Consider the following 21,114-nt stretch of genomic DNA (forward strand, 5'->3'; position numbering starts at 1 on the left):
ATGTCTAGAATTCTCTGAAATCCCATCAAATGTGGCAATTATTGCCATATTACGTTCCAATTTGAATCTCATTAGTGCAATATTTTCTCAATGTTTCAATTGCAGATAATATTGCCAGTCTACTTGTTTTAGGATTATTTGGATCTGGAAAATTCTCAATAGTAAAAGTCATCTTTCCAAATCTTCCTGCAGCTTCAATTTGATGAGTGTTTTTATCAGTGTCAGGATCAGCCATAATTTTTACTCTAGTTTTTTCACTTCCAATTCCTGTTAGGGATAATAATGCTGCAACATTGATGTTTGCAGGAAACAACGATACTGCTTCTTTTGCAGTGCCCTCAAAAATTTTAGTGACTGAATCAATTTTATCGAGATCTATTTTGGAATTTTCAAAAAACTTTGCGCCCTTTAGTGAACGTGGGTGTTTTGTAGTAGTAATTAAGAGAGATTCTAATTCTTTTCTTACTGACTTAATTCCATCCAGTCCAGCAATTGCCCCAGAAGGAAGATAGATAGTTTTTTTGAAATCTCTGCATGCATCATACAAAATATCATAAATCGATTCATCAAGTAGTGCACCAACACTCATTATCATTAGATCACGTTTATTTTGTAAAACACTCAATCCTACATCTTTTACTGCGTCTTGTGATGCTGCTTCAACAACAATGTCAACAGGATGAGAAGATAAAAGATGAGAATTTTCAACAATAATGGGTTTATTTTTTAATTTTTCAACAAGGGATTCAGATGCACTCTTAGAGCCATCATATACATGAGTTAGAGTAGCAGGAATTTCTCCTGAATCAATAGCTAGTGCAATTTGAGTTCCAATTGCACCACATCCCAGTAAAGCAATTTTTTTCATGCAATAATGCTAGAATTTATCACTTAATTAATTCTAGTCCAATTTTTTATAATGTTGAATTTTCTTGAAAAATAGACCAAACCAATTACAGATATGCCTAGAATTATAATTGCAGATGCACCAAATTCTGGAATTACCTTTGTTCCAATAATCTCAATATTTTTGGTATCTTCTGAAATAATAAATCCAATTACATAGTCATTAGGAAATTTCATCAAATCATATCTAGTATCAATACCATTAACTATCACTGTAAATTTTTCACCATCTGCATAAATGACATCTTCTGGCACTCTTACCCAAAAATCAGTTTTTTCAGGGACGGTTTCCATTACTATTTCAAGGGATTTTCTCTCTTCATTAATGCTCATTGAAGATAAAATTGGGAAAACTGAGTTGGAACCCATTGCGTCAAGACTCCCATGATATCCATAGTAGACATCATAAGACACGTCATCGAAAGTAAAGGTCACTTTTTCTGCTTCTAGTTGAGAAATGTCTAGGTATTGGGCAAATGCTTCAGGATTAAAGACATGTTCTGCAAATGCAAAGCCAGATGTAGGGATTATCAAGAGTAAAATAAAGAACATTAAATGAAAAATCATATTAAAATAATTCATTTTATTAAATTTAAGAAGAAGGCAGATTCTCAATCATGGTTTTATTATGAACAAATCATACTCAATGCTTTTTTAATTAAAAAAATCAATTACAATTCATGATGAATTATCAAAGTTTGATTTTTAGTGTATTTTTTTCACTTTTAATATTTTCAATTGGATTTCCAGCAAATGCTGTAATAGAATCGCCAAAAAAACAAATGATTGAAGGCACTACAGCAGAAGACATTCTATGTAAAGAAGGTTTAGAGTTAGTAATTAGAATAAATGGATATCCAGCATGTGTTAAACCAGAAACTGCTGACAGGATGGAAAAAAGAGGGCTAATCATCATTCCTTTAAAATTTACTGATCTTAAGCAGAACAGCATACCAACAAAAATTGCAGAAAAAGAAATCCAAACTGTTCCTGCATCAAATAGGTCAATAGTGAATTTTTACATCACTGATCAGGATTTGAATGTCGCTCATAATGGAGTTGAAATTGTATCAACTGAGGGATTGTTTGAATTTACAATTAATGGAATTCCAATTAATGGTCCAAAAGAAATGATAGAAACAGGTCCCAATACAGGTCAATTTTATTTAAAATTAGAATTGCCTGATACAATCAACGGAAAGCCAATTAGTCAAGATGACATCGTAGTGATAAAATATTTAGACGAATCAGATTATTCGGGAGAAAAAAGAACACTAGTCAAATCAATTCCTCTTAGTGCAACATATGCTAATTTCCAATCAAATGGAGGTTCAAGAATTGGTCATGAGTTTACACTTAGGATTTATGAGCCAGATGCAAATAGGGATTCAAAAAATGAAGACAAAATTCCCCTAAGTGAATTTGAGTTTAAAGTAAAAGGTGGAATTAAAACAACACTTGCAAATCCCAAATTTGATGCTAATAGAAGTTTCCTAGTTGAAACAGGTCCTAACACAAGTACATTTGAAGTTCAAATAAAAATCCCTAGAGAGATAGACGGTAAAGTAATTCACATTGGAGATACTTATGAAATTACATATCTTGACAGAAGTACACCTTCTGGAGATAATGAAAAGACAGTTTTGAAAGGAAGAATTGGATAGATCGTTTTGATGGATCAGTTTTGTCAAGGTTTGATATAACCTAAAGATTTTATTCAAACAAACGAACTATTGTTGTGCTCAATACTGTTTACAAGGATGCAATTATCAACAGAGACAAAATGTTATCAATTCTCAAAGGGCCCAAATTTGAGCAAATTTTACAAAAAGCACGAGAAAATTGGGTAGAATTTACGCCTAGCAAAGAAGAAGCAGTCACAGCAGGAATCGATAGTAGTTTTAACAACACTAAATTTCAAGGAATTGAGCTTTGGGCAACAACTGCAGTTTCAATTAAATCAGATGGAGAGATATTGGTGGATTTGCATGATTCAGGATTAGGTTCAGATACTGATCTTTCAAGAATCGCAAGCAAAATGGAGATTGAAGCTTGTGAGAAAACTGTTGACATAGTGGATTTAGTTTTAATGGATGGCTCACTTCATTCTCAGTTTATGACAAGACAATCATCGCTTGATTCATTGGTTGTAAAAACTATGAGAAAAAAAGACAATGTGATATTTATTGCAAAAACATCAAACACTAAAAAACAATTTGAAGGATTAGGTTCTTTGGCAGGAGATATTTTTTATTATAATCATGTAACTAATGGTCCTGGTTTTAGTAAAATATTTGTAGAAAAAAAATATGGAGCTGACAAAGTAATTTCATCAACCTTTGTTAGATTAAGTGATTCAACACCAATTATCAAACTAGAATTTTTAGGAACACAGCATGACGATAATGAAATTAAATCAGTAATGAACAAATTATTCAAAACCAGTGTAGGAGGATATCCATATGCACTAAAATTAGCTCATAATAACTGTAAAATATCTGATAAAGAGCTTTCAAAAATGGTGAGTTTATTGGGATTAAGTAATGAGATAGGTTCAAGAGAGGTATTAGGTTGAGTTTAGGTTTTGTAATAGGAGAGTCAAAACCTACATTTGTAACTGCAATTACATCTAGAGCGTTATCTGTTGGAGAATACATCAAGATAAAATCAGAGAACAAAGAAATTTTGGGACTAGTAGAAAGATCCTCTGTATCAAGTGCAGCATTCACAGATGTGAGAAATTTCGATGAGGCTGCAGAAAGTACAGAAATTGCAGAGATGAATAAAAGAGACAAAACATACACTGCCCATATAGGCATTTTAGGATATTTAGAAAATTTAAGAAAAGGTCAATCAATAATTCCTGCAATTCCCCCTATTCCAGGCACAGAAATAACTCAGCCTACTGCACAAGATCTTGAAGAAATTTTTAGTTCCAAAAATGAAGGTTGGGTCAAAATAGGAACCCTGTTAAGAAACAAATCAGTTGATGCTAAAGTCAATTTAGATAAAATAGTTTCAAGACATTTAGGGATTTTAGCAATGACAGGAATGGGGAAAAGTAATCTAGTTTCTCTTGTAACAAAACAAATTTCAAAATTAAAAGGAACAGTAATAATTTTTGATTATCATAATGATTACACATCACTTAACATACCAAAAATCAATGTAGTTGATGCAAAAATAAACCCCAGATTACTTGATGCAGATCAATTATCAGAAGTTTTAGAAATTCGAGATGGGGCAAATGTTCAACAACGTGTATTAAGAATGGCTTTTACAAAACATGTTAAAGAATCAAAAGAATTTTGGAGTAAATTAGAAACTGAAATTGATTTCATAGTAAATTCTGAAGACAAGAAATTAAAAGAAATTAGAACTTCAGCATATAGGGTTCAAGATATTGTCGAAGAGGCACAAAGAAGATTTGAAGATATTCTTGATCCAGATATGGGAGACCCCATAAGTTTCATAAAGGAAGGACGAACAAATATTCTAAACATTTCAGAATTATCAGAAAAACAAGCAAACGTAGCAGTGGCATTTTACTTGCAACAACTTCTCAAAGATAGAAAAGATGCAAGTATTGCAAAACATGCAAGAACAAAAAAAGAAAGATTCTATAGATTCAATTCACCAATTTTTGTCATTATTGAAGAAGCACATGTATTCATCCCAAAAGATCATGACACTAGTGCAAAATATTGGGCAGCAAAAATTGCCAGAGAAGGAAGGAAATTTGGTCTTGGTTTAGGTATTGTGTCTCAGAGACCCAGAAGTGTAGATTTGAATGTTCTAAGTCAATTAGGTTCATTTGCAATTATGAAAATAATTCAGGAAGATGATCAACGTCAAATAGCCTCAGCAACAGAGTCTACTAGCCGTGATTTGATATCCCAATTAACATCATTAAATGTGGGAGATGCAATTCTAGTTGGGCAGTGGACAAATTTACCATCATTAGTTCATGTTGAGGAAGTTAAAGAGAAAATAATGGGAGCAGATCAGAGTGCAGTTAATGCATGGGCAAATGCAGATAAAATGAAAGAGGTTGCAGTAGAATCAACTCAAGGATTAGTTCAAAAAGATTTGTTATTAGATTAAATGTTATTTTCTCACATATCAGATACTCATTTGGGACTAGTGCAGTATGGTTCAGAAGAACGTGCACAAGACGTGTATGATGTATTTAATCAGGCAATCGATACATCTATCAAAGATCATGTTGATTTTGTAATTTTTGCAGGAGATATTTTTCACATTCCAAATCCGAGTGGAACTGCAATAGTACAAATGGGAAACGGTTTAAAGAGATTAAAACAAAATAACATAGATTCATTTTTTATTTTAGGAGAACACGACATTAGTAGAATTAGAAATACACCTATACCATATGTCTATCATAATTTAGAATTTTCAAAATATATTGGTCAAGGTAGACCAATTGAACACAAAGGGATTCTTATTGCAGGATTTGATAAAATTAGAAAAGCAGAAATTCCTCAATATGAAGATAAGTTTGTTGCAATAGACAAGGCTGTTCAGAATCATTCTGGACATAAAATTTTAGTTTTACATCAAGGAGTAACTGAATTTAACAAATTTGCAGGAGAGATACAATCAACAGATTTACCAAAAAACTTTACATATTATGCAATGGGTCATCTTCATGATAAAGACATCAAACATTTCAATCACCTTAATGGACCAATAGCATATCCAGGTTCAATTGAGTTAACTACTAGTGAAGGAATTAAGGAAACAACAAAAGGATTCTTTGAAGTCGACATATCAACTAGTGAAGCCAACACAAATTGGATTCAATTAGATACTAGGCCACAATTTTCGTTTAAAACTGAATATGAGGAATTATCAAAAACAATAGAAGATATTTCGGGCAAAATTTCAGAATCCAAGAAAAAACCAATTGTGGAGATCAAAATACAAGGGAAAGACATAGAAACGGATCACATTCAGGCACAAATTGCACGCCTAAATGCTCTAGTTTTGAGATGTTTTTGGAGAATAAGTACCAAACAAATTTCGGATTCATCAGTACTCATGGATAAACCTAATGTTATTGATGATGAGATGTTCAGGTTATCAGTTGATACTTTAGGTTCTGAAAAAATTGCAAATTTTGCAATAAGAGAATTATTACCAATATTAACAACAGGAGAAATCAAAGAGGCATCACAATTAATTTTTGAAAATTTTGAAAATTACAAAAAGGAGAAAAAACAATGATCACTTCAGTGGAGTTAGGAGATTTCTTAGCTCATTCTGATACAAAATTAGAATTTGAAAATGGAGTTACTGTTTTTGTAGGAGATAATGGTGCAGGAAAATCTAGCATCATTGATGCAATAACATTTGCATTATTTGGACAACATACTAGAAAATCAAATAAAGGCTTGATAAAACGCGGATCAAATGAAGGATTTGCAAAAGTTAGATTTTCTATTAAAGATAAACAATTTGAAGTAGTAAGGAAAATAGATAGTAAAGGAACACTTGCTGCTAAATTTTCTGAAATTAGAGGAAATGATCAAATTGAGATAGCAGCTGGAGAAAGAAAACAATTTGGAGAATCCATGACTGAAGAAGTTGAAAGAACAATAGGACTAAATTTTGAAAAACTAAAGATAGCATCTATTGTCCAACAAGGCGAGTTAAATACCATAATTAATGCCAAACCAAAAGAATTCAAAGAATTACTTAATGCAATTATTGGTATCGATAAACTTGATGTTGCATCTGAATCAATGAAGATAATTAGTAAGGAATTTCGACAAAGAATACAAAATGAAGTAGGTTATGATGATACACATATTGAAATCCTATTACGTGATTTAGAAAGATATGAAAAAGAAATAACAGAATCAAAACCTGAAAAAAATAAATTAGAATCTAATCAAGAAAAAATAAATGCTGAAATCGAGAATTTAAGAAAACAAGTAGAAACAGATACACCAAAAATAGATAAAATTAATCAAATTGAGTTACGAAAAAAAGAACTTTTAGCATATGCAAGGGAGGCAATACGTGAAATTCAACATGAAATTAGTGAAAATGAGCGTAAAATTAACGACTGTAAGGGATGTTTTGAAAACGCAGGTCAAAAAACAGATTTGGAAGTAAAAATTCAGAAAATAGAGCAAGCAATTGAAGAGTCTATTAAAAAAATACAGGAAATAAGCAATCAAAGTATTTCTTTAAAAGAAAAACTATCTTTAGCATCAAAACTTCAACTAAAAGACAACAAATGTCCTGTGTGTGATTCTAATGTAGAAAAACTAAATCCACTTTTTCAAGAAGAGCACTTAAAACAAGAAATTACATCATTAGATGAACAAAGAATTCTAAAAGAAAAGGAGAAAGAGATCTATATTCAAAAAAAGAAAGAGTTTACAAAAAAAATACAAGATGCAAGAGATGCTGAAGCTACTCTAAGAGCTCATTCAATTAAGAGCAAAGAAGATTTAGTGAAAATTCAAGAGTACGTAAATATTAAAAAACAAAACATACAGAAAATTCCACCAACAGGGAATGGTAATTTATTAGAAATTTCACAATTAGATTCACATGCAAAAATGATCTTTGAAAATATTGTAAAACTAGAATCTGAAACTAAAGGATTTAATGAAAAAGAATTTACAAATCTTAAAAAATCAATTAATGAAAAACAAATTGAATTATCTCAACTTGATCAAAAAATTGGTGCAATTTCAGAAAAAATTTTGAAAGGGGAGGAACAAATTAAGAAAATAAAAAATGCCATATCAGAGCTGAAAACTGTTAAAGAATATGTAATCAAATTAGATGAAATTCAAACTAATATTTTTAATAGAGATGGACCTGTTGCAACTAGTCTAAGGTCATGGGCATTAAATACAATATCAATTAAATCATCAGAATACCTTACATTACTTAATACTAAAATTCAAAGAATTACTTTATCAGAAAAAGCAAGAGACATATCAATATCATGTTTTGCAAAAAATGAAGTATTAGATTTAGAATCACTTAGTGGGGGTGAAAAAGTAAGCGTAGCATTAGCATTAAGACTAGGAATGGCAAGTCTTTTGGGAGCGTCAAACCTCAATTTGATGATTTTAGATGAACCAACAACTCACTTAGATGCTGAAAGAAAGAAATCTCTTGTTGGAGTATTGTCTCAATTATCTGACATTTCCAATTTGGAAACTCCTATGCAATTTCTAATAATTACTCATGATTCAGAAATTTTTGAAGATTCTACGGTAGAAAAAATATACAAATTTGAATCATCTGAGAATGGGAGTAAAGTTATTGCACTTTAACTAACATGAATCAGACCAGTCATCCAAGGATGTACCATGCAGAAATAATCATATGTTCCTGCATCATCAAATGTAAAGTCAAAAGTTGATCCTGACATAAACAATCCAGAATCAAAGACACCTGTTGGACCAGCATTAACATTTCCACTAGTTACAGTATGTGCTGCTGAATCATCATTACTCCAAGTAATTTTTCCACCAACTGCAATACTTGCCTCATAGGGCAAATAACATGACTTTGTTTCTTCACATCCAGGACTTCCAGAGCCTTCTGGAACAGATATTGTTAGTGACATTGGCAATGTTTCTGTAATTTCTACTTCAACTTTTGGCATTTCAGGAATGATAGACATTATAGTTTCAACACCAATTGGTTCAGTGATATCATCACCATGTCCCAATCCTTGAACAATTACTTTGATTTCAATTTCAGAGTCACCCAAAATACTTGTTTCATGAATTGGATGCATTCCAGGATGTCTATGGGATTTTGGTTCAGATAAAATTAATTCTCCATTTTGTGTTGCAGTAATATCATAATTTACATGATCAACAATATTGTTATCATCATCTCTAAATTCAACCTCAATTATCAGAGTATCACCAACTAGAGCAGTTTTAGGTAAAATATGTGAATTAACAGTAATTGGTTCAATTATAGGATCAGGAACTATTTCTTTTGATTCTTTAACATGAATAATTCCTGCCATCCAAGGATGGACCATACAGAAATAGTCATATGTTCCTGCTTCTTCAAATGTAAATTCAAAAGTTGTTTTAGACATAAACAAACTAGAATCAAATATTCCATCATGTCCATCAGAAGGAGTACCACTAGTTACAGTATGTGCTGCTGAATCATCATTACTCCAAGTAATTTTTCCACCAACTGCAATACTTGCCTCATAGGGCAAATAACATTCATTATTTGTTTCACATCCTGGAACTCCAGAGCCTTCAGGTATTGAAACAGTAAATGACATTGGCAAGGATGCCATAGAGTTTGGTTGTGTCTCAGGTATGGGTTTAGGAATATCTTCTGGTTGAACTCTTGGTTTTACAATTGGATCATCAACACCACATTCACCTTCATGAACAAATTCAACACCAGATGCATCAAGCATACACATATTTCCATATGTCTTTCCATCAATACCACATACTGGAACATAATCCATTGTACACATTGTGGGTTTTTCTTTAACAGGAATTACTCTTGGTTCAATAATATCAGAAGGATCAGCTGCAATGAATCCTATAGAAATTGATGCTAAAATTCCAACTGCAATAATTATACCATAAGAAAAATTCATCTCATCCACCTGTTAACTTTGCAAACTTTTCGTTCTTACTTAACTTTTCCATAAATTCAATATTAGATAATGCAACAATTGCAGATTCAACGACTGGCTTGTCTGGATCATTTAATGCCTTTTGGAGTGTTTCTTTAGCTTCTTTATTGCCGACAACTCCCAAAGCAATTGCTGCCTCATGTCTTACAAACATGCTAGGATCATGTAATGTAGCATCAGCCAAGGGGGAAACAGAACTGGAATAACACATCTGACCTAATGAAAATGCAGCCTCATGTCTAACTAGTTCATTTTCATCATTTTTCAAAACTTTGGCAATATATGGAACTTTATCTTCACCACCAAAATCAACTAAAATGCATGTAGCTCTTGTTCGAATAACATAATCAGGATGTTCTAAAAGTGAAACAAAATACTCTGTATCTTTTTGCTCATATTTTGATTCCATCTCAGCAAGTAATGCCAATCGATCTTCAGTTACTGCTTGCAATTTGTTTTGAAATTTTTTGTGTCATATATTAGGGTACTCGAGAGTAATTGAAAAATTTCAGAGTTATCTATTTAATGGAAAAAATATCATAATTTACTATGAGTGCAGTGATTGGTCAAAAAGCACCAAATTTTGGAGTTTCAGAATGGGTTCAAGGTGCACCAACTAATTTTGATCAAGAAAAAGATCATATTGTTTTACTCGAAGTCTTTCAAGTGAATTGCCCGGGATGCTTTATGCATGCAATTCCTGAAGCAATCAATCTTTACAATAAGTACAAAGACGAGGGGGTTAGAGTTTTGGGTTTAGCAACTGCTTTTGAAGATTTTGATAAAAATACTTTGGATAATTTGAAATTATTATTAGATACAGGTGAAGTGATTGGAGAAACAAAAGAAGCACTCTCTATGTATGGGCAACTCAAAGACGGAAACAAACTAAATTATAAAATTCCATTTCCTGTAGGAATGGATAATCTTGTAAAAACATCAGGAGAAATAAGTCATGATAAAATTATGCAGTTTATCTATCCACAAATTCCTGAATTTGATTCACAGCCGGAAGATTATAAAAATCAAATAATTCAGCGAGTCAAAGATTACATGAAATCAAAAGAATATTCTGCAGAAACATTTGAAAAGTTTGCTTTGCAGGGAACTCCATCAGCAATAGTAGTAGACAGGAAGGGAATTCTCAGAGATGTGTCATTTGGACAATCAGGTCATATTGATGCATTGATTCAAAAATTGTTAAATGAGGATTAATTTTTCAAATTAAAACAAGTAAAATAGACAAGGCAACAACAATTACAAAACCTCCAATCAAAGCAATTTTAGGATTATCCATTTTTATTTTCTATTTTTTAGAATAATTATCAACAATATTGCAGCAATAGTAATAACGATTGCAGTTACTAGCCATGCAGTAGAGTCAATTATTTCTGCATCATTTTTTATTGAATTTTCAGGTTCAGTAACATCATTTTCAGAAACATCATCCATCTCATTAAGAATAGTAGTACCAAATATTGCTAGTGTATGATTACCAATACCTGTAAAATTCATAGTCACAAAAGAAATCTTATCATTATTTCGAACTTTTGGAAAAAGTTCTTGATCATTTAGGAAAAAAGTAAAATTTCCACTCAAAAGCCCTCTAGGAATTTGAATGTCTGCTAAACTTTTTTCCAATCCACTGTTAATGTAAAGAGTAAGTTTCTTTTGTTCTGCATTAAAATCATATTTTGTAATATCAAAATTTGAAACAGTTTCTATTTCAAAAGAATGTCCACCAACATCAACATCTAAGCGATTAACCAAGCCAGTACTATCAGATAAAAGTTGAGCATAAACTGGAGTGATTGTAAATAATACTAGAAAAACTAAAAAGATAATTTTCAATTATGCTGTATGAGATATTCGATTGTTTATTTCTTTATCTTGTGCAATTCTTGGATGAACGGGATCTGCCAAGATTACTTCAAACCAATAATGCATTCCATCTTTATAGATAAAGTAAGAACCCAAAAGTTTCAAATTTGGATATCGTTCAAGAACTCTTCTTTCTGCAACGGTTTTCATATCATCATCTGCTTTAATTCTTGTAACACCAAGATGTTTTGGTCTTCTACCACCAGTAGGTCTTTGTTTTCTCATACCCCCAGTTCCAACTCTCATCCTAACAACTATGATTCCTTGTTTTGCCTTGTATCCTAATCGTCTTGCTCTCTCTAATCTACTAGGTTTTGCAATACGGGTAACTGCACTTTGTTTACGCCATCCAACTACACGCTCACGTAGTTCAGGTGCATTTTCTTTCCAAAGTCCGATCCACATCTTGTCTTGATGACTAGGCATATCGGGCATAGTTAAATCCCCTTTAATAACTGATTTTGTTGTTTTCAAAAATTAACAGGGTTAACTGGGTTAGCGCAGTTAACTTTGAGAGACTTAAACCAGATAGTAAAAGCCCCTAATGAGGGTTACAGTAACTGTATCAAACTAAACTAAAATACCATGATCTAGTTAAGATTTAAAAAATTATGAGAAAATGTTGGTAGTTCCAGGAGTAATTGTTGTTGAGAAAACAAAGTCATTAAAGTTATCATTTGTGTCAAATCCATCTGGAATACGTCCAATACTGCCATCAACTGTAGAAGAATCTGCGGGTGCTGGCTGACCTTCAGCAGTTGGAATATCAATAAATCCTTCATAACATACTGTATCTAACACAGTTGAAGATGAATCTAACAATAAAACACAATCACCATCAGCACCATTTGGAATTGATAATGAATCTACAATAAAATCAACATTAGGGACAAGTGAATGACCAACTACAAAGTGTTCGCCAGCATTTACAGAACCAATGATAGTGGCAATTGTTGAACCTGCACTACCACTACTAGTAATTGTTTGAAGTGTAAATCCAGTTAAATCTATAGAAGCAAGACCATTGTTATAGATTTCAATGAATTCTAATTCATCAGCTCCTGGTTGATCATAATCTATCTCATTGATTACTAAGGAAGAAGGTTCAGGTTCTACCACTAAAGGACATCCAAAGAAAGGATCAGAAAGAACTGAAAGAGGAGTCTCACTTGGTGGAAGCATTGTTAATATCTCAAAACAGTAGGTATCATATTGCAAAGTTAATGGAAGTTGTGGATCTAGTCTATCAAACAGCAACAATGTTCCAAACTCGTCATATAGTTCAATGTTAAATGAAATAGTTCGTTGAATATTTTCATCTACAATAAATGGAGGAATATTACCAACAGAAATTCCAAATGTACCATCAGTTACTGCTGCACTGTTTCGTTCTCCAGCAGAAAAAGAGCTTCCAGTTTCATCATAGATGATTGTATCTAATATGATTTCACCATCAAATGTAGTAGGATCAATTCCTATACCATATGCTTCACTGGTTAGTTTGCCTTCAAGGAAAATTGGTGAAGAAGGAGTATCTCTTTGGAACAATTCAATATCAAATAATCGCAGACCCCCAGCATCAGATTCAAAACCAGGAGGGGCAAGTAAAGATGAATCAGAAGGAATTGTTACCAGTTGGCCATCAATAATAATCTCAAATACTAATGGAAACAAATGCATAGTTTGATCAAATGGAACAATTTGTCCAATGTTTTCTATTGTGAGTAAGCCATCAACAACATTTGCTGCATGATTTTCAACCCATAATGGAGTTGGAGAACCCAATTCCAATGCACGTAATTCAATTGGAATTATTCCATTTGCTGGAAGCTGTGTGTTTACATCAAATAATGAGCCTTGAATTGTTGATGGAAATCTATCAGATAGTAATAAGCCCTCATCAATATTTCCATCACAGTTATTATCAACTCCATCAGATAATTCTGGTGCACCTGGGAAGATCAATGGATCTGCATCATCACAATCCACATCTATTGTGAATCCATCATTGTCTCTATCAATGTCAGATGCACTATCTAAGACAAATGTATCAGAATTGTTACCAGGTTCTGAATCAGGAGTACTACTAGTCACAATAGCAGTGTTTGATATTTCATTTGGTTCAGAAAGCAAAGTAACAAAAATTTGGATATTCAATGATTCATTTTCAAATGGTCCTATGACATCACATGTTATTATTGGCAGATTAGAAGCATCACAATTAACGGCATTTAATCCAGTAAAAGCTTCTATAGTGTTAAACTCAACTTCTGGAGGCAGAGTATCAATTACTTGAACATTTTCTGCAGTTAATCCAAGATTGTCAACTGTAATTTCATACGCAAATTGTTCTCCGATGCTAAGTAATCCTTGTGGACCAACTTTAGTTAAAACCAAATCTGTCACAGGTACAAAGTCAACAAGCTGAAATGTTATAGAGTCAGAATTGTTTTCTTCAAATATTTCAGAAATGTGTTCTACTGAAGCATTTTGTTGTAGTGTTGGAGAGTTGGATGCATCAAGTTGAAAATCATAGATTATTTGTATAGGAAAATCGGCATCTCCTCCAAGTGGAACAGTATCAATTGTACAAGATAATAATTGTAGTTCGAAACTACAGTTTATTCCCGGATTACTTAAAGAATCAGAAAGTAAGTTAGGTCCAATCAGAGTCAAATCATTTGGAATAAAGGCCTGCATTACAGCATTTTGTGCAGGATTTGGTCCATGATTGTCAATTGAGAAATTAATTGGGAATACATCACCAGTTTGAATTGAGAGTGAATTTACACTAAGTAGCATCTGCAATTCTGCTGCAAATGCATCATCGACTACACCATTACAGTTATTGTCAATTCCGTCTTGGATATCTTCAGTTCCTGGATTAATTGTGGGATCAGTATCATCACAGTCTACATCAGATAGATATCCATCTTCATCATTATCGGTTTGAACAACTGTAATTTGAGAGGATGAAATATTATTATCAGTATTAGGATCTGAGATATCACTGCTGATTTGGACTGTGTTAATTACTACATCTGCAACATATTGATCAACTAGTACAAAGACAGATGTTGCTATTCCATCTCCTGAAGCATCAAGTAATATTCCTGGAAGAGAACATGAAATAGTGTTTGGTTGTATTTCAGAATTTACATCACAAATAGTTGAAAGAGTAGATTCAGTAAATCCACTAAATGATGTTCCAAGTGGGAGTGTGTCAACTACAACAAAATTATCAACATCATCTGGTCCAAGATTAGCTATTGTAACTAAAAATTCAACAGTATCACCTACTACAAATGGACCTTGAGAAATCAAGGTGTTAGTAACAACTAGATCAGCCTCAGAAACAGTTGGGATGCATTCTTGATCAACAATGAATGCTGGGAATTGTTGTTGCAGTAAAAGTTGGTTTGAACACAACATTCCACTTGCTGCATTTTCACCAGGAGGTCCCTGAGGACCTACAGGTCCAATGGGGCCAACTGGTCCAGGTTCTCCATCAATTCCGGGTTCACCATCTACACCAGGTTCTCCATCAACTCCAGGTTGACCATCTATCCCATTACAGATAATCTCACTTGCCTGAATCTCTCCAGATTCTAGTTGATTATTTCTATCAGAATCAATACCAGCTCGGACTTCAATTCCTCCAGCTTCACAAATAGCTCCAGGAAGAATGCTAACTAAATCAATCAATGTTGAAAATCCAACAAATCCTTGTGGACCTGTCAAACCAATTGGGCCAATGGGTCCGATTGGACCTTGTGGACCTTGTGGACCTTGTGGACCTTGTTCACCTTGTTCACCTTGTTCACCTTGTTCACCTTGTTCACCTTGTTCACCTTGTTCACCTTGTTCACCTTGTGGACCTGGAGGTCCTTGATCTCCACTAAAAGAACCTAAATTCAGCCAAAAATTATTTCCAGTTTTTTTGTAAATTACTAGATTATCAAGATTATTTGTGTCAATGTAAATGTCATCCAGATTTCCAAGTTGGTTTGGAGGAGGTCCCTCACCTGTCAAAACTTTGTTGCTGTTTGCATTTGCGTTTCCATTGCCATTACTTTGCGCAAAAGCATCTGTAAATCCAAATCCAGTTAAAAGTAAAACACCAAGTAACACTGATGCTATCTTTCCCCTTACCATACCCAAAAGTACGATCTTATGAAATTACTTAAAGATGATCTTGAAAATTTGAAATGTTACAAATAATTTATTTTGTATATAAATGAAAGTGGGGAGTGTTTAACCAATTTGACAAAACCCGATGGGAGTATCATAGAAGATAAATTTGTCATTAAATAGTCAAAAATAACCACTTTCTAACTGTGATCAACCATAAATCATAGAGAATTTGAATCTGTTTTTTTAATTTTGTATTCCCTGACAAGTATTTCGTCAGTTTAGTTATTCAAGAGAATTGTAATTTTGACCACTGTCTATTACAGTAGTGTCGCTTTGATCATGAGGAACTCCAACGTTTACTGTTCCCACACACATTCCACCAACACCATCAACAGCACTAAATGAGATTTCATAGACTCGGCCATCACCATTGCCATCACTTTGTGCTCTAACTTGAGCAGTGTTAGTTCCTACTCCACTACCATCGGCATTTCCATTGATGGGTTCATCTTGGGTAATTTCGGTGACAGTTATAGTTACATCATCACCATCAGGATCTGTGACACCAAGAATAAAGACTTCTGTCATTTTGTTATTTGCAGGCCATAATGAATTTACACTTGGTGTTGCAGAACTGCAAACTGGAGATTGATTATCACAAACATCACCTAGTCCATCTCCATCAACATCAGATTGGTCAGGATTAAAAATAGCAGGGCAGTTATCAATCAAGTCATCAAACTCATCCCCATCTGCATCATTAGCATCATTACAAGCATCTCCTATGCCGTCTCCATCTGCATCAGATTGATCAGGATTTGTGAAATACACACAATTATCAACATCGTCTATTATCCCATCAAGATCTGAATCAATTCCTTCACAAAAGTCTCCTCCAAATCCAGTATCACAAACACATTGCCCCAAACCTACATCAAAGTCTCCATTATCATTACATAGTGCAAAACACATTGGAGCTTCGTTTATTATTCCATCACAATCATTGTCTATTCCATCACAAATTTCAGCGGTTGCCCCTTCAAATGGATTACATGTATCTAACAATTCCCCATCATGGCATACCTCTAAACCAGTATTATCAGCACATGCACCTACACCACAAAAAGTTACAGAAGCAACATAATTCTCATCAACATCGCCACTACAGTTGTTATCAATTCCGTCACAAATAGAATCTTCAGCACCTGGATTTATTGCAGAATCATTATCATCACAGTCAACATCTGCTGGGTATCCGTCTCCATCATCATCTGGAGGTGGTGCTTCACAAACTATACAAATTGGAAATTGATCAGAATTACCAAAAAATACAAACGGATCATCACAGAATCCATCAGAATTAGTATCAAAACATCCCTCATTGGGCTCATCAAAGTTATTCCAAGTGTTTCCACCAATTGGTGGGATTTGATTCCAAATATTGTTTCCAGTAGAATCACGAGCCTGTATTGCATTATCTATGAATGAATTATTGTGGACGCTGTTAAGAGATGATGAAGAATATAGTCCAACTCCCACATTGTTTGAGTCAAATTCATTATTAGTTACAGAATTACCAGTTGCAGTGGCAGTGGCAATTCCGTTTTTGTTTGATTTGAAAAGATTTTCAGTCATCACATTATTATTAGATTTGTAAATCGATATTCCATCCAGTACATTTAATTCAAAAACATTCTGCAAAAACAAATTATTATCAGAGTCAACAAGACTTATTCCATTAGTCTGACTATTAGAAATGGTATTTCCTGAAATTGTATTTCCATTTGAGAAAGAACGGAGTTGTATATTTTCGCTATTATTTGAAAAGAAGTTATCAGAAATCACATTATTAGTTCCAAAATACAACTTTACTCCAAGATGAAAATCAGAGATAGTTGTGTCAGTAACAGTAATTCCATTTTTGCTGGAAATATCAATGCCAAAACCAGTCCCATCTCCTGAAATTGAATGACCATCACCATCCAAAGTTATCCCATTTGCAGAAACTACAAAACATGTGCCAGATGTAGTGATATCAGAAATCACAACATAGGTTTCTCCTGCAACATTTAGAGTCTGACATGAAGAAACAGGGGTAAGTGCAAATGCATCATGTGATGTGCCAATTATTCCTAAAAATAAAACACCAAATAGTACAAAAAGAACTACTCTACTAACCATGCCTAAAAATTATGACGTAGCAGAATTACTTAAAGATGTTCTGAATCATTAGATGTTTTGGTACTAGATCATTAAGAGGTCAAAAATAGTCACTTTCTAACTGTAAATCGATTATTTGGAAAAAACCCTAACAAATCAAAATGTCCTTGAGTGGGATCTTCGCAATCCACACCTCAAAGAGTTTGTATCCACAGAAAACTCGATAATAAAGATGAGGCTCAAGTTCTTAAAAAGTATTCCTCATAATTGCTTTGAGATTTTTATTGAGTATTGCTGAGATTAAAAAAGATGAATTCAAGAAATGCAGTTTTGCCCATAATTTTGATTCTAGGTTTAATTATCATTCCACCAGTATTTGCAGAACCTTCGGTCTCAATAATTATGGAAAAAACAACATACAGTTATTGTGAGAAATTATTCTATACGATAAAGGTGTCAGAGATAACAGGGGATCCCGCAATTATACATATTCGAGATGAATCAGGCAAAGGAAGCAGTGCAATTCCAATTCCAATAAGTGATTTTGAAAATCCCATTCCATCATTGATTGCTTTTCAAGAGGAAATATTTCCACTAGGAAAATACTTCATTGATGTACAGTATTCAGGTTCAGAAACCACTGCAGAATTTACACTAATTGATTCAAATAAAATATGCATTCCTGAAGTTATAAAACCTATTTTAGCTAACTGGCTTAGTGGAAATATTTCTGATGGATTTTTAATGGATGCAATTCAAAAATATATCAGTACAGATATCATTGTAGTACCATTTGAGATTAACGAATCAAATGTTTATGATATTGAAATTCCAGAATGGGTCAAAAATGTAGGATATTGGTGGATTGAAGGTGATATTACAGATGATGATTTTTCTCAAGCATTTAATTATTTATTAGAAAGAAAAATTATTTCATCATCGAGTTTGTTCAATAATGAAATATGAACAGACATACAATTATCACATCAATTGCAATAATAGTAATCATAATTGTATTTGGACATTCAGGATTTAGTATTTTAGGAGCTAATCAATTAGAATACAGATGGGATAATCCCGGAGATTTTTCTTTTTTTACAATGTCAAATCATGGGGAAATGGAATTTTGCAATACAATTCCATTTTGGGTTAGTTTCCAAAAATTTGAAATCACAACATTTTATGATGCAGAAAATATCGGAGTATTTTCCATAGACCCAATGACCATCAACCCACTATCATCTGTTGTTAAAAAAGGAGTTTTTTCATCAAGTGAACTATCTGCTACTCAACATATTTTCATGACGCTTGATTTTGAGTTTGATGGTGGAGATATTAGACTAGATCCAAATAAGCTAATTGTTGTGATTAGGACAGACACACCAATTATAGGCATAATTCCATACTCAACTACAACTCAAATTTCAGGATTTGATTTTGATAAAACTATGAATGCTGAAGATTTAACTTGTGATTAATTTGAGCTTTTACTAGCCTTTGACATTATTGCCAAAATCAGTCCTACAGTTCCTGCAATTACAAATGCTGCAACAACACCCATTATCATTTGTCTACCCATTCCTTGAGATGGTTTATCAGAAGACATGGATGGATCAATTACACAAACACCATCTTTTAGAATAGTTCCAGGACCACATTGAGTTTTTGGTGTTTCTGTCTTTGGTGTTTCTTCAACTACTGGTTCTTCAGTTTCTTCAATTACTGGTTCTTCAGTTTCTTCAATTACTGGTTCTTCAGTTTCTTCAACTACTGGTTCTTCAGTTTCTTCAATTACTGGTTCTTCAGTTTCTTCAACTACTTCACTACCAAAAACAGTACCAATAATCTCTAACTCTTCAGTGCCAGAGGGTAATTCAATACTCAAAGTTCTACTAGTAGAAGTTGTTTCAATTTCTGTAAAAGTGGCCTCAATGCCATCTGCCAATACAAAATAATCTTCATCCAATCCCTCATAAATAGAATCAAAGAAAGTTCTCTCAAAAGTAATATCCAAAACTCCAGTAGAATCAGTTACTTCAACTGCAAGTATTAATGAAACAAAATTAGTATCAGCTTCAATGGCAGATACTGTCATTCCTATTGTAGAATACTCTACATCATAAGAAGTCCCATCAACTGTCACAGACATTGTCTCAGCATAAACTAGTGCTGTGGAGATTATTGTAAATAGAATTAATCCAATAGATATTTTCAAAAGAGAATTGACATTAGGAAGGTGTCTTAGCATATCAGACTGACTTTTTTCCATTCTGTTTTTAGTTAACACTCTTTGTAAACCTCCAAATTGACGTTAAAAAGAATAAGACGATAATTAATCACGTATGGGTGAAAGTTTTTTAGTTATTTTTATACTTAATGGATAATTTATTAGAAAAAATTCAGATGACTCCTCTTAGTATCTGAATAATCTTTTCTGCAATTACATTTGCAGCCAATGATTGAGCCTCTTTTGTTTGTGCACCAATATGAGGGGTTAAAATTACATTATCTAATTCAGCTAACTTGTTTCCAGTTGCAGGTTCTTTTTCAAAAACATCTAAAGCTGCACCTCCAAGTGTTCCATTTTTGAGTGCATCATACAATGCATCCTCATCAACTACACCACCTCTAGAAGTATTGATAATCTTTGCAGTTTTTTTCATTGTGGACATTTTTTGTGCATCAAGTAAATGGTATGTTGAATCCAATAACGGAACATGGATTGATATATAATCAGAACTTTGCAAAAGTGTATTCAAATCTGCTTTCATCAAACCAACTTCTTTTGAGAATTCTTCATCAATTGGAATTACATCATAACCAATTATGTTCATGTTAAGACCTCTTGCAAGTCTTCCTAATCTTTTTCCAATGTTACCCAAACCTATAATTCCCAAATATTTTCCACGAAGTTCTGTGCCCTTTAGTTCTTTTTTGAGCCATTGCCCATTTCTAATTGCTCTATCACCTCGGGTTGTTTGTCTTGCTAGAGAGAGCATTAATCCTAAAACTAATTCAGCTACTGCATTCATTGCTCCTTCAACGGCATTAATTACTCGAATGTTTTTTTCTTTTGCAGCTTCTTGATCTACATTATCCAGACCTACTCCGACTCTAGCAATAATTTTACAATTCTCAGCTTTTTCAATCATTTCTTTGGTGATTGTAGTTCTGCTTCTCACTATTACAATATTGAAATTTGAAATTTTTTCAAGAATTTGTTCTTTAGTTATCTCTGGCTCATATGAAACCTTTAATCCATTATCAACTAGAATTTTGTTCAGAATTGGATCAACTTCATCACATATCAGTACAGAATCATCAAAGCCCATAAAATAGAAAAATGATCTACGGAATAT

18 protein-coding genes are annotated in these 21,114 nt (G+C 33.1%); 8 read left to right on the top strand and 10 right to left on the bottom strand.

Going from position 1 to position 21,114, the window contains the following annotated elements; all coding sequences use genetic code 11:
• Window positions 1-49 precede the first annotated feature (49 nt).
• Together K5790_RS05040 and K5790_RS05045 are read right to left on the bottom strand one after the other, a co-directional pair.
• Window positions 50-868 (bottom strand): aspartate dehydrogenase, encoded by an 819-nt coding sequence (locus K5790_RS05040; protein WP_297592909.1) that lies wholly within the window; start codon window positions 866-868, stop codon window positions 50-52.
• A 23-nt stretch (window positions 869-891) separates the two neighbouring features.
• Complete coding sequence (locus tag K5790_RS05045) at window positions 892-1,440, bottom strand: PEFG-CTERM sorting domain-containing protein (RefSeq protein WP_297592911.1); 549 nt, start codon at window positions 1,438-1,440, stop codon at window positions 892-894.
• 146 nt (window positions 1,441-1,586) lie between these two features.
• Here K5790_RS05045 and K5790_RS05050 point away from each other — a divergent pair, with 146 nt between their 5' ends.
• The 5 genes from K5790_RS05050 (at window position 1,587) to K5790_RS05070 (ending at window position 8,228) form a co-directional block, all read left to right on the top strand.
• On the top strand, window positions 1,587-2,570 hold the full coding sequence (locus K5790_RS05050) for a hypothetical protein (RefSeq protein WP_297592912.1): 984 nt from the start codon (window positions 1,587-1,589) through the stop codon (window positions 2,568-2,570).
• 119 nt (window positions 2,571-2,689) lie between these two features.
• A complete protein-coding gene (locus K5790_RS05055) occupies window positions 2,690-3,481 on the top strand; it encodes a DNA double-strand break repair nuclease NurA (RefSeq protein WP_367182860.1) in 792 nt (263 codons plus the stop codon).
• On the top strand, window positions 3,478-5,010 hold the full coding sequence (locus K5790_RS05060; RefSeq protein WP_297592914.1) for an ATP-binding protein: 1,533 nt from the start codon (window positions 3,478-3,480) through the stop codon (window positions 5,008-5,010). Before K5790_RS05055 ends, K5790_RS05060 begins: the two co-directional genes overlap by 4 nt.
• Window positions 5,011-6,153, top strand: coding sequence for a DNA repair exonuclease (locus K5790_RS05065; protein ID WP_297592916.1), 1,143 nt, complete (start codon window positions 5,011-5,013; stop codon window positions 6,151-6,153).
• Window positions 6,150-8,228 carry an AAA family ATPase gene (locus K5790_RS05070; RefSeq protein ID WP_297592918.1) on the top strand — a complete coding sequence of 693 codons (2,079 nt, stop codon included), beginning with the start codon at window positions 6,150-6,152 and terminating at the stop codon, window positions 8,226-8,228. The genes K5790_RS05065 and K5790_RS05070 overlap by 4 nt, the downstream gene beginning before the upstream one ends.
• On the opposite strand, the gene K5790_RS05075 is transcribed toward K5790_RS05070, so the two are convergent.
• Window positions 8,225-9,541, bottom strand: a complete 1,317-nt coding sequence (locus K5790_RS05075) for a plastocyanin/azurin family copper-binding protein (protein ID WP_297592920.1) — start codon at window positions 9,539-9,541, stop codon at window positions 8,225-8,227. The genes K5790_RS05070 and K5790_RS05075 overlap by 4 nt on opposite strands.
• A 1-nt stretch (window position 9,542) precedes the next feature.
• Window positions 9,543-10,031, bottom strand: coding sequence for a HEAT repeat domain-containing protein (locus tag K5790_RS05080; protein ID WP_297592922.1), 489 nt, complete (start codon window positions 10,029-10,031; stop codon window positions 9,543-9,545).
• Between the two features lie 98 nt (window positions 10,032-10,129).
• Here K5790_RS05080 and K5790_RS05085 point away from each other — a divergent pair, with 98 nt between their 5' ends.
• Window positions 10,130-10,795 (top strand): redoxin domain-containing protein, encoded by a 666-nt coding sequence (locus K5790_RS05085; protein ID WP_297592924.1) that lies wholly within the window; start codon window positions 10,130-10,132, stop codon window positions 10,793-10,795.
• Between the two features lie 84 nt (window positions 10,796-10,879).
• Here K5790_RS05085 and K5790_RS05090 read toward each other — a convergent pair whose 3' ends face one another.
• The 4 genes from K5790_RS05090 to K5790_RS05105 form a co-directional block, all read right to left on the bottom strand.
• Window positions 10,880-11,431, bottom strand: a complete 552-nt coding sequence (locus K5790_RS05090) for a hypothetical protein (protein ID WP_297592926.1) — start codon at window positions 11,429-11,431, stop codon at window positions 10,880-10,882.
• Window positions 11,432-11,887, bottom strand: coding sequence for a 50S ribosomal protein L15e (locus K5790_RS05095; RefSeq protein ID WP_297592993.1), 456 nt, complete (start codon window positions 11,885-11,887; stop codon window positions 11,432-11,434).
• A 183-nt stretch (window positions 11,888-12,070) separates the two neighbouring features.
• Window positions 12,071-15,616, bottom strand: coding sequence for a MopE-related protein (locus K5790_RS05100; RefSeq protein WP_297592928.1), 3,546 nt, complete (start codon window positions 15,614-15,616; stop codon window positions 12,071-12,073).
• A gap of 261 nt (window positions 15,617-15,877) precedes the next feature.
• Window positions 15,878-17,776, bottom strand: coding sequence for a NosD domain-containing protein (locus tag K5790_RS05105; RefSeq protein WP_297592929.1), 1,899 nt, complete (start codon window positions 17,774-17,776; stop codon window positions 15,878-15,880).
• A 288-nt stretch (window positions 17,777-18,064) separates the two neighbouring features.
• Between K5790_RS05105 and K5790_RS05110 the strand changes: the two genes are divergently transcribed.
• Window positions 18,065-18,721: a hypothetical protein gene (locus K5790_RS05110; protein ID WP_297592931.1), complete on the top strand. Its 657-nt coding sequence runs from the start codon at window positions 18,065-18,067 to the stop codon at window positions 18,719-18,721.
• Complete coding sequence (locus tag K5790_RS05115; RefSeq protein ID WP_297592933.1) at window positions 18,718-19,233, top strand: thr operon leader peptide; 516 nt, start codon at window positions 18,718-18,720, stop codon at window positions 19,231-19,233. The genes K5790_RS05110 and K5790_RS05115 overlap by 4 nt, the downstream gene beginning before the upstream one ends.
• Here K5790_RS05115 and K5790_RS05120 read toward each other — a convergent pair.
• Window positions 19,230-20,042: a hypothetical protein gene (locus K5790_RS05120; RefSeq protein ID WP_367182845.1), complete on the bottom strand. Its 813-nt coding sequence runs from the start codon at window positions 20,040-20,042 to the stop codon at window positions 19,230-19,232. The genes K5790_RS05115 and K5790_RS05120 overlap by 4 nt on opposite strands.
• Before the next feature lie 112 nt (window positions 20,043-20,154).
• Window positions 20,155-21,087 (bottom strand): D-2-hydroxyacid dehydrogenase, encoded by a 933-nt coding sequence (locus K5790_RS05125; protein WP_297592935.1) that lies wholly within the window; start codon window positions 21,085-21,087, stop codon window positions 20,155-20,157.
• Between the last annotated feature and the right edge of the window lie 27 nt (window positions 21,088-21,114).

It is taken from the genome of Nitrosopumilus sp., from assembly GCF_025698945.1.
GTDB lineage: Archaea > Thermoproteota > Nitrososphaeria > Nitrososphaerales > Nitrosopumilaceae > Nitrosopumilus.

Bases quoted from the DNA above. Each gene is read 5' to 3' on its own strand.
- K5790_RS05040 (WP_297592909.1), bottom strand. From the start codon at position 868: ATGAAAAAAATTGCTTTACTGGGATGTGGTGCAATTGGAACTCAAATT.
- K5790_RS05050 (WP_297592912.1), top strand. From the start codon at position 1,587: ATGATGAATTATCAAAGTTTGATTTTTAGTGTATTTTTTTCACTTTTA.
- K5790_RS05055 (WP_367182860.1), top strand. From the start codon at position 2,690: ATGTTATCAATTCTCAAAGGGCCCAAATTTGAGCAAATTTTACAAAAA.
- K5790_RS05065 (WP_297592916.1), top strand. From the start codon at position 5,011: ATGTTATTTTCTCACATATCAGATACTCATTTGGGACTAGTGCAGTAT.
- K5790_RS05070 (WP_297592918.1), top strand. From the start codon at position 6,150: ATGATCACTTCAGTGGAGTTAGGAGATTTCTTAGCTCATTCTGATACA.
- K5790_RS05075 (WP_297592920.1), bottom strand. From the start codon at position 9,541: ATGAATTTTTCTTATGGTATAATTATTGCAGTTGGAATTTTAGCATCA.
- K5790_RS05085 (WP_297592924.1), top strand. From the start codon at position 10,130: ATGAGTGCAGTGATTGGTCAAAAAGCACCAAATTTTGGAGTTTCAGAA.
- K5790_RS05095 (WP_297592993.1), bottom strand. From the start codon at position 11,887: ATGCCTAGTCATCAAGACAAGATGTGGATCGGACTTTGGAAAGAAAAT.
- K5790_RS05100 (WP_297592928.1), bottom strand. From the start codon at position 15,616: ATGGTAAGGGGAAAGATAGCATCAGTGTTACTTGGTGTTTTACTTTTA.
- K5790_RS05105 (WP_297592929.1), bottom strand. From the start codon at position 17,776: ATGGTTAGTAGAGTAGTTCTTTTTGTACTATTTGGTGTTTTATTTTTA.
- K5790_RS05110 (WP_297592931.1), top strand. From the start codon at position 18,065: ATGAATTCAAGAAATGCAGTTTTGCCCATAATTTTGATTCTAGGTTTA.
- K5790_RS05115 (WP_297592933.1), top strand. From the start codon at position 18,718: ATGAACAGACATACAATTATCACATCAATTGCAATAATAGTAATCATA.
- K5790_RS05125 (WP_297592935.1), bottom strand. From the start codon at position 21,087: ATGGGCTTTGATGATTCTGTACTGATATGTGATGAAGTTGATCCAATT.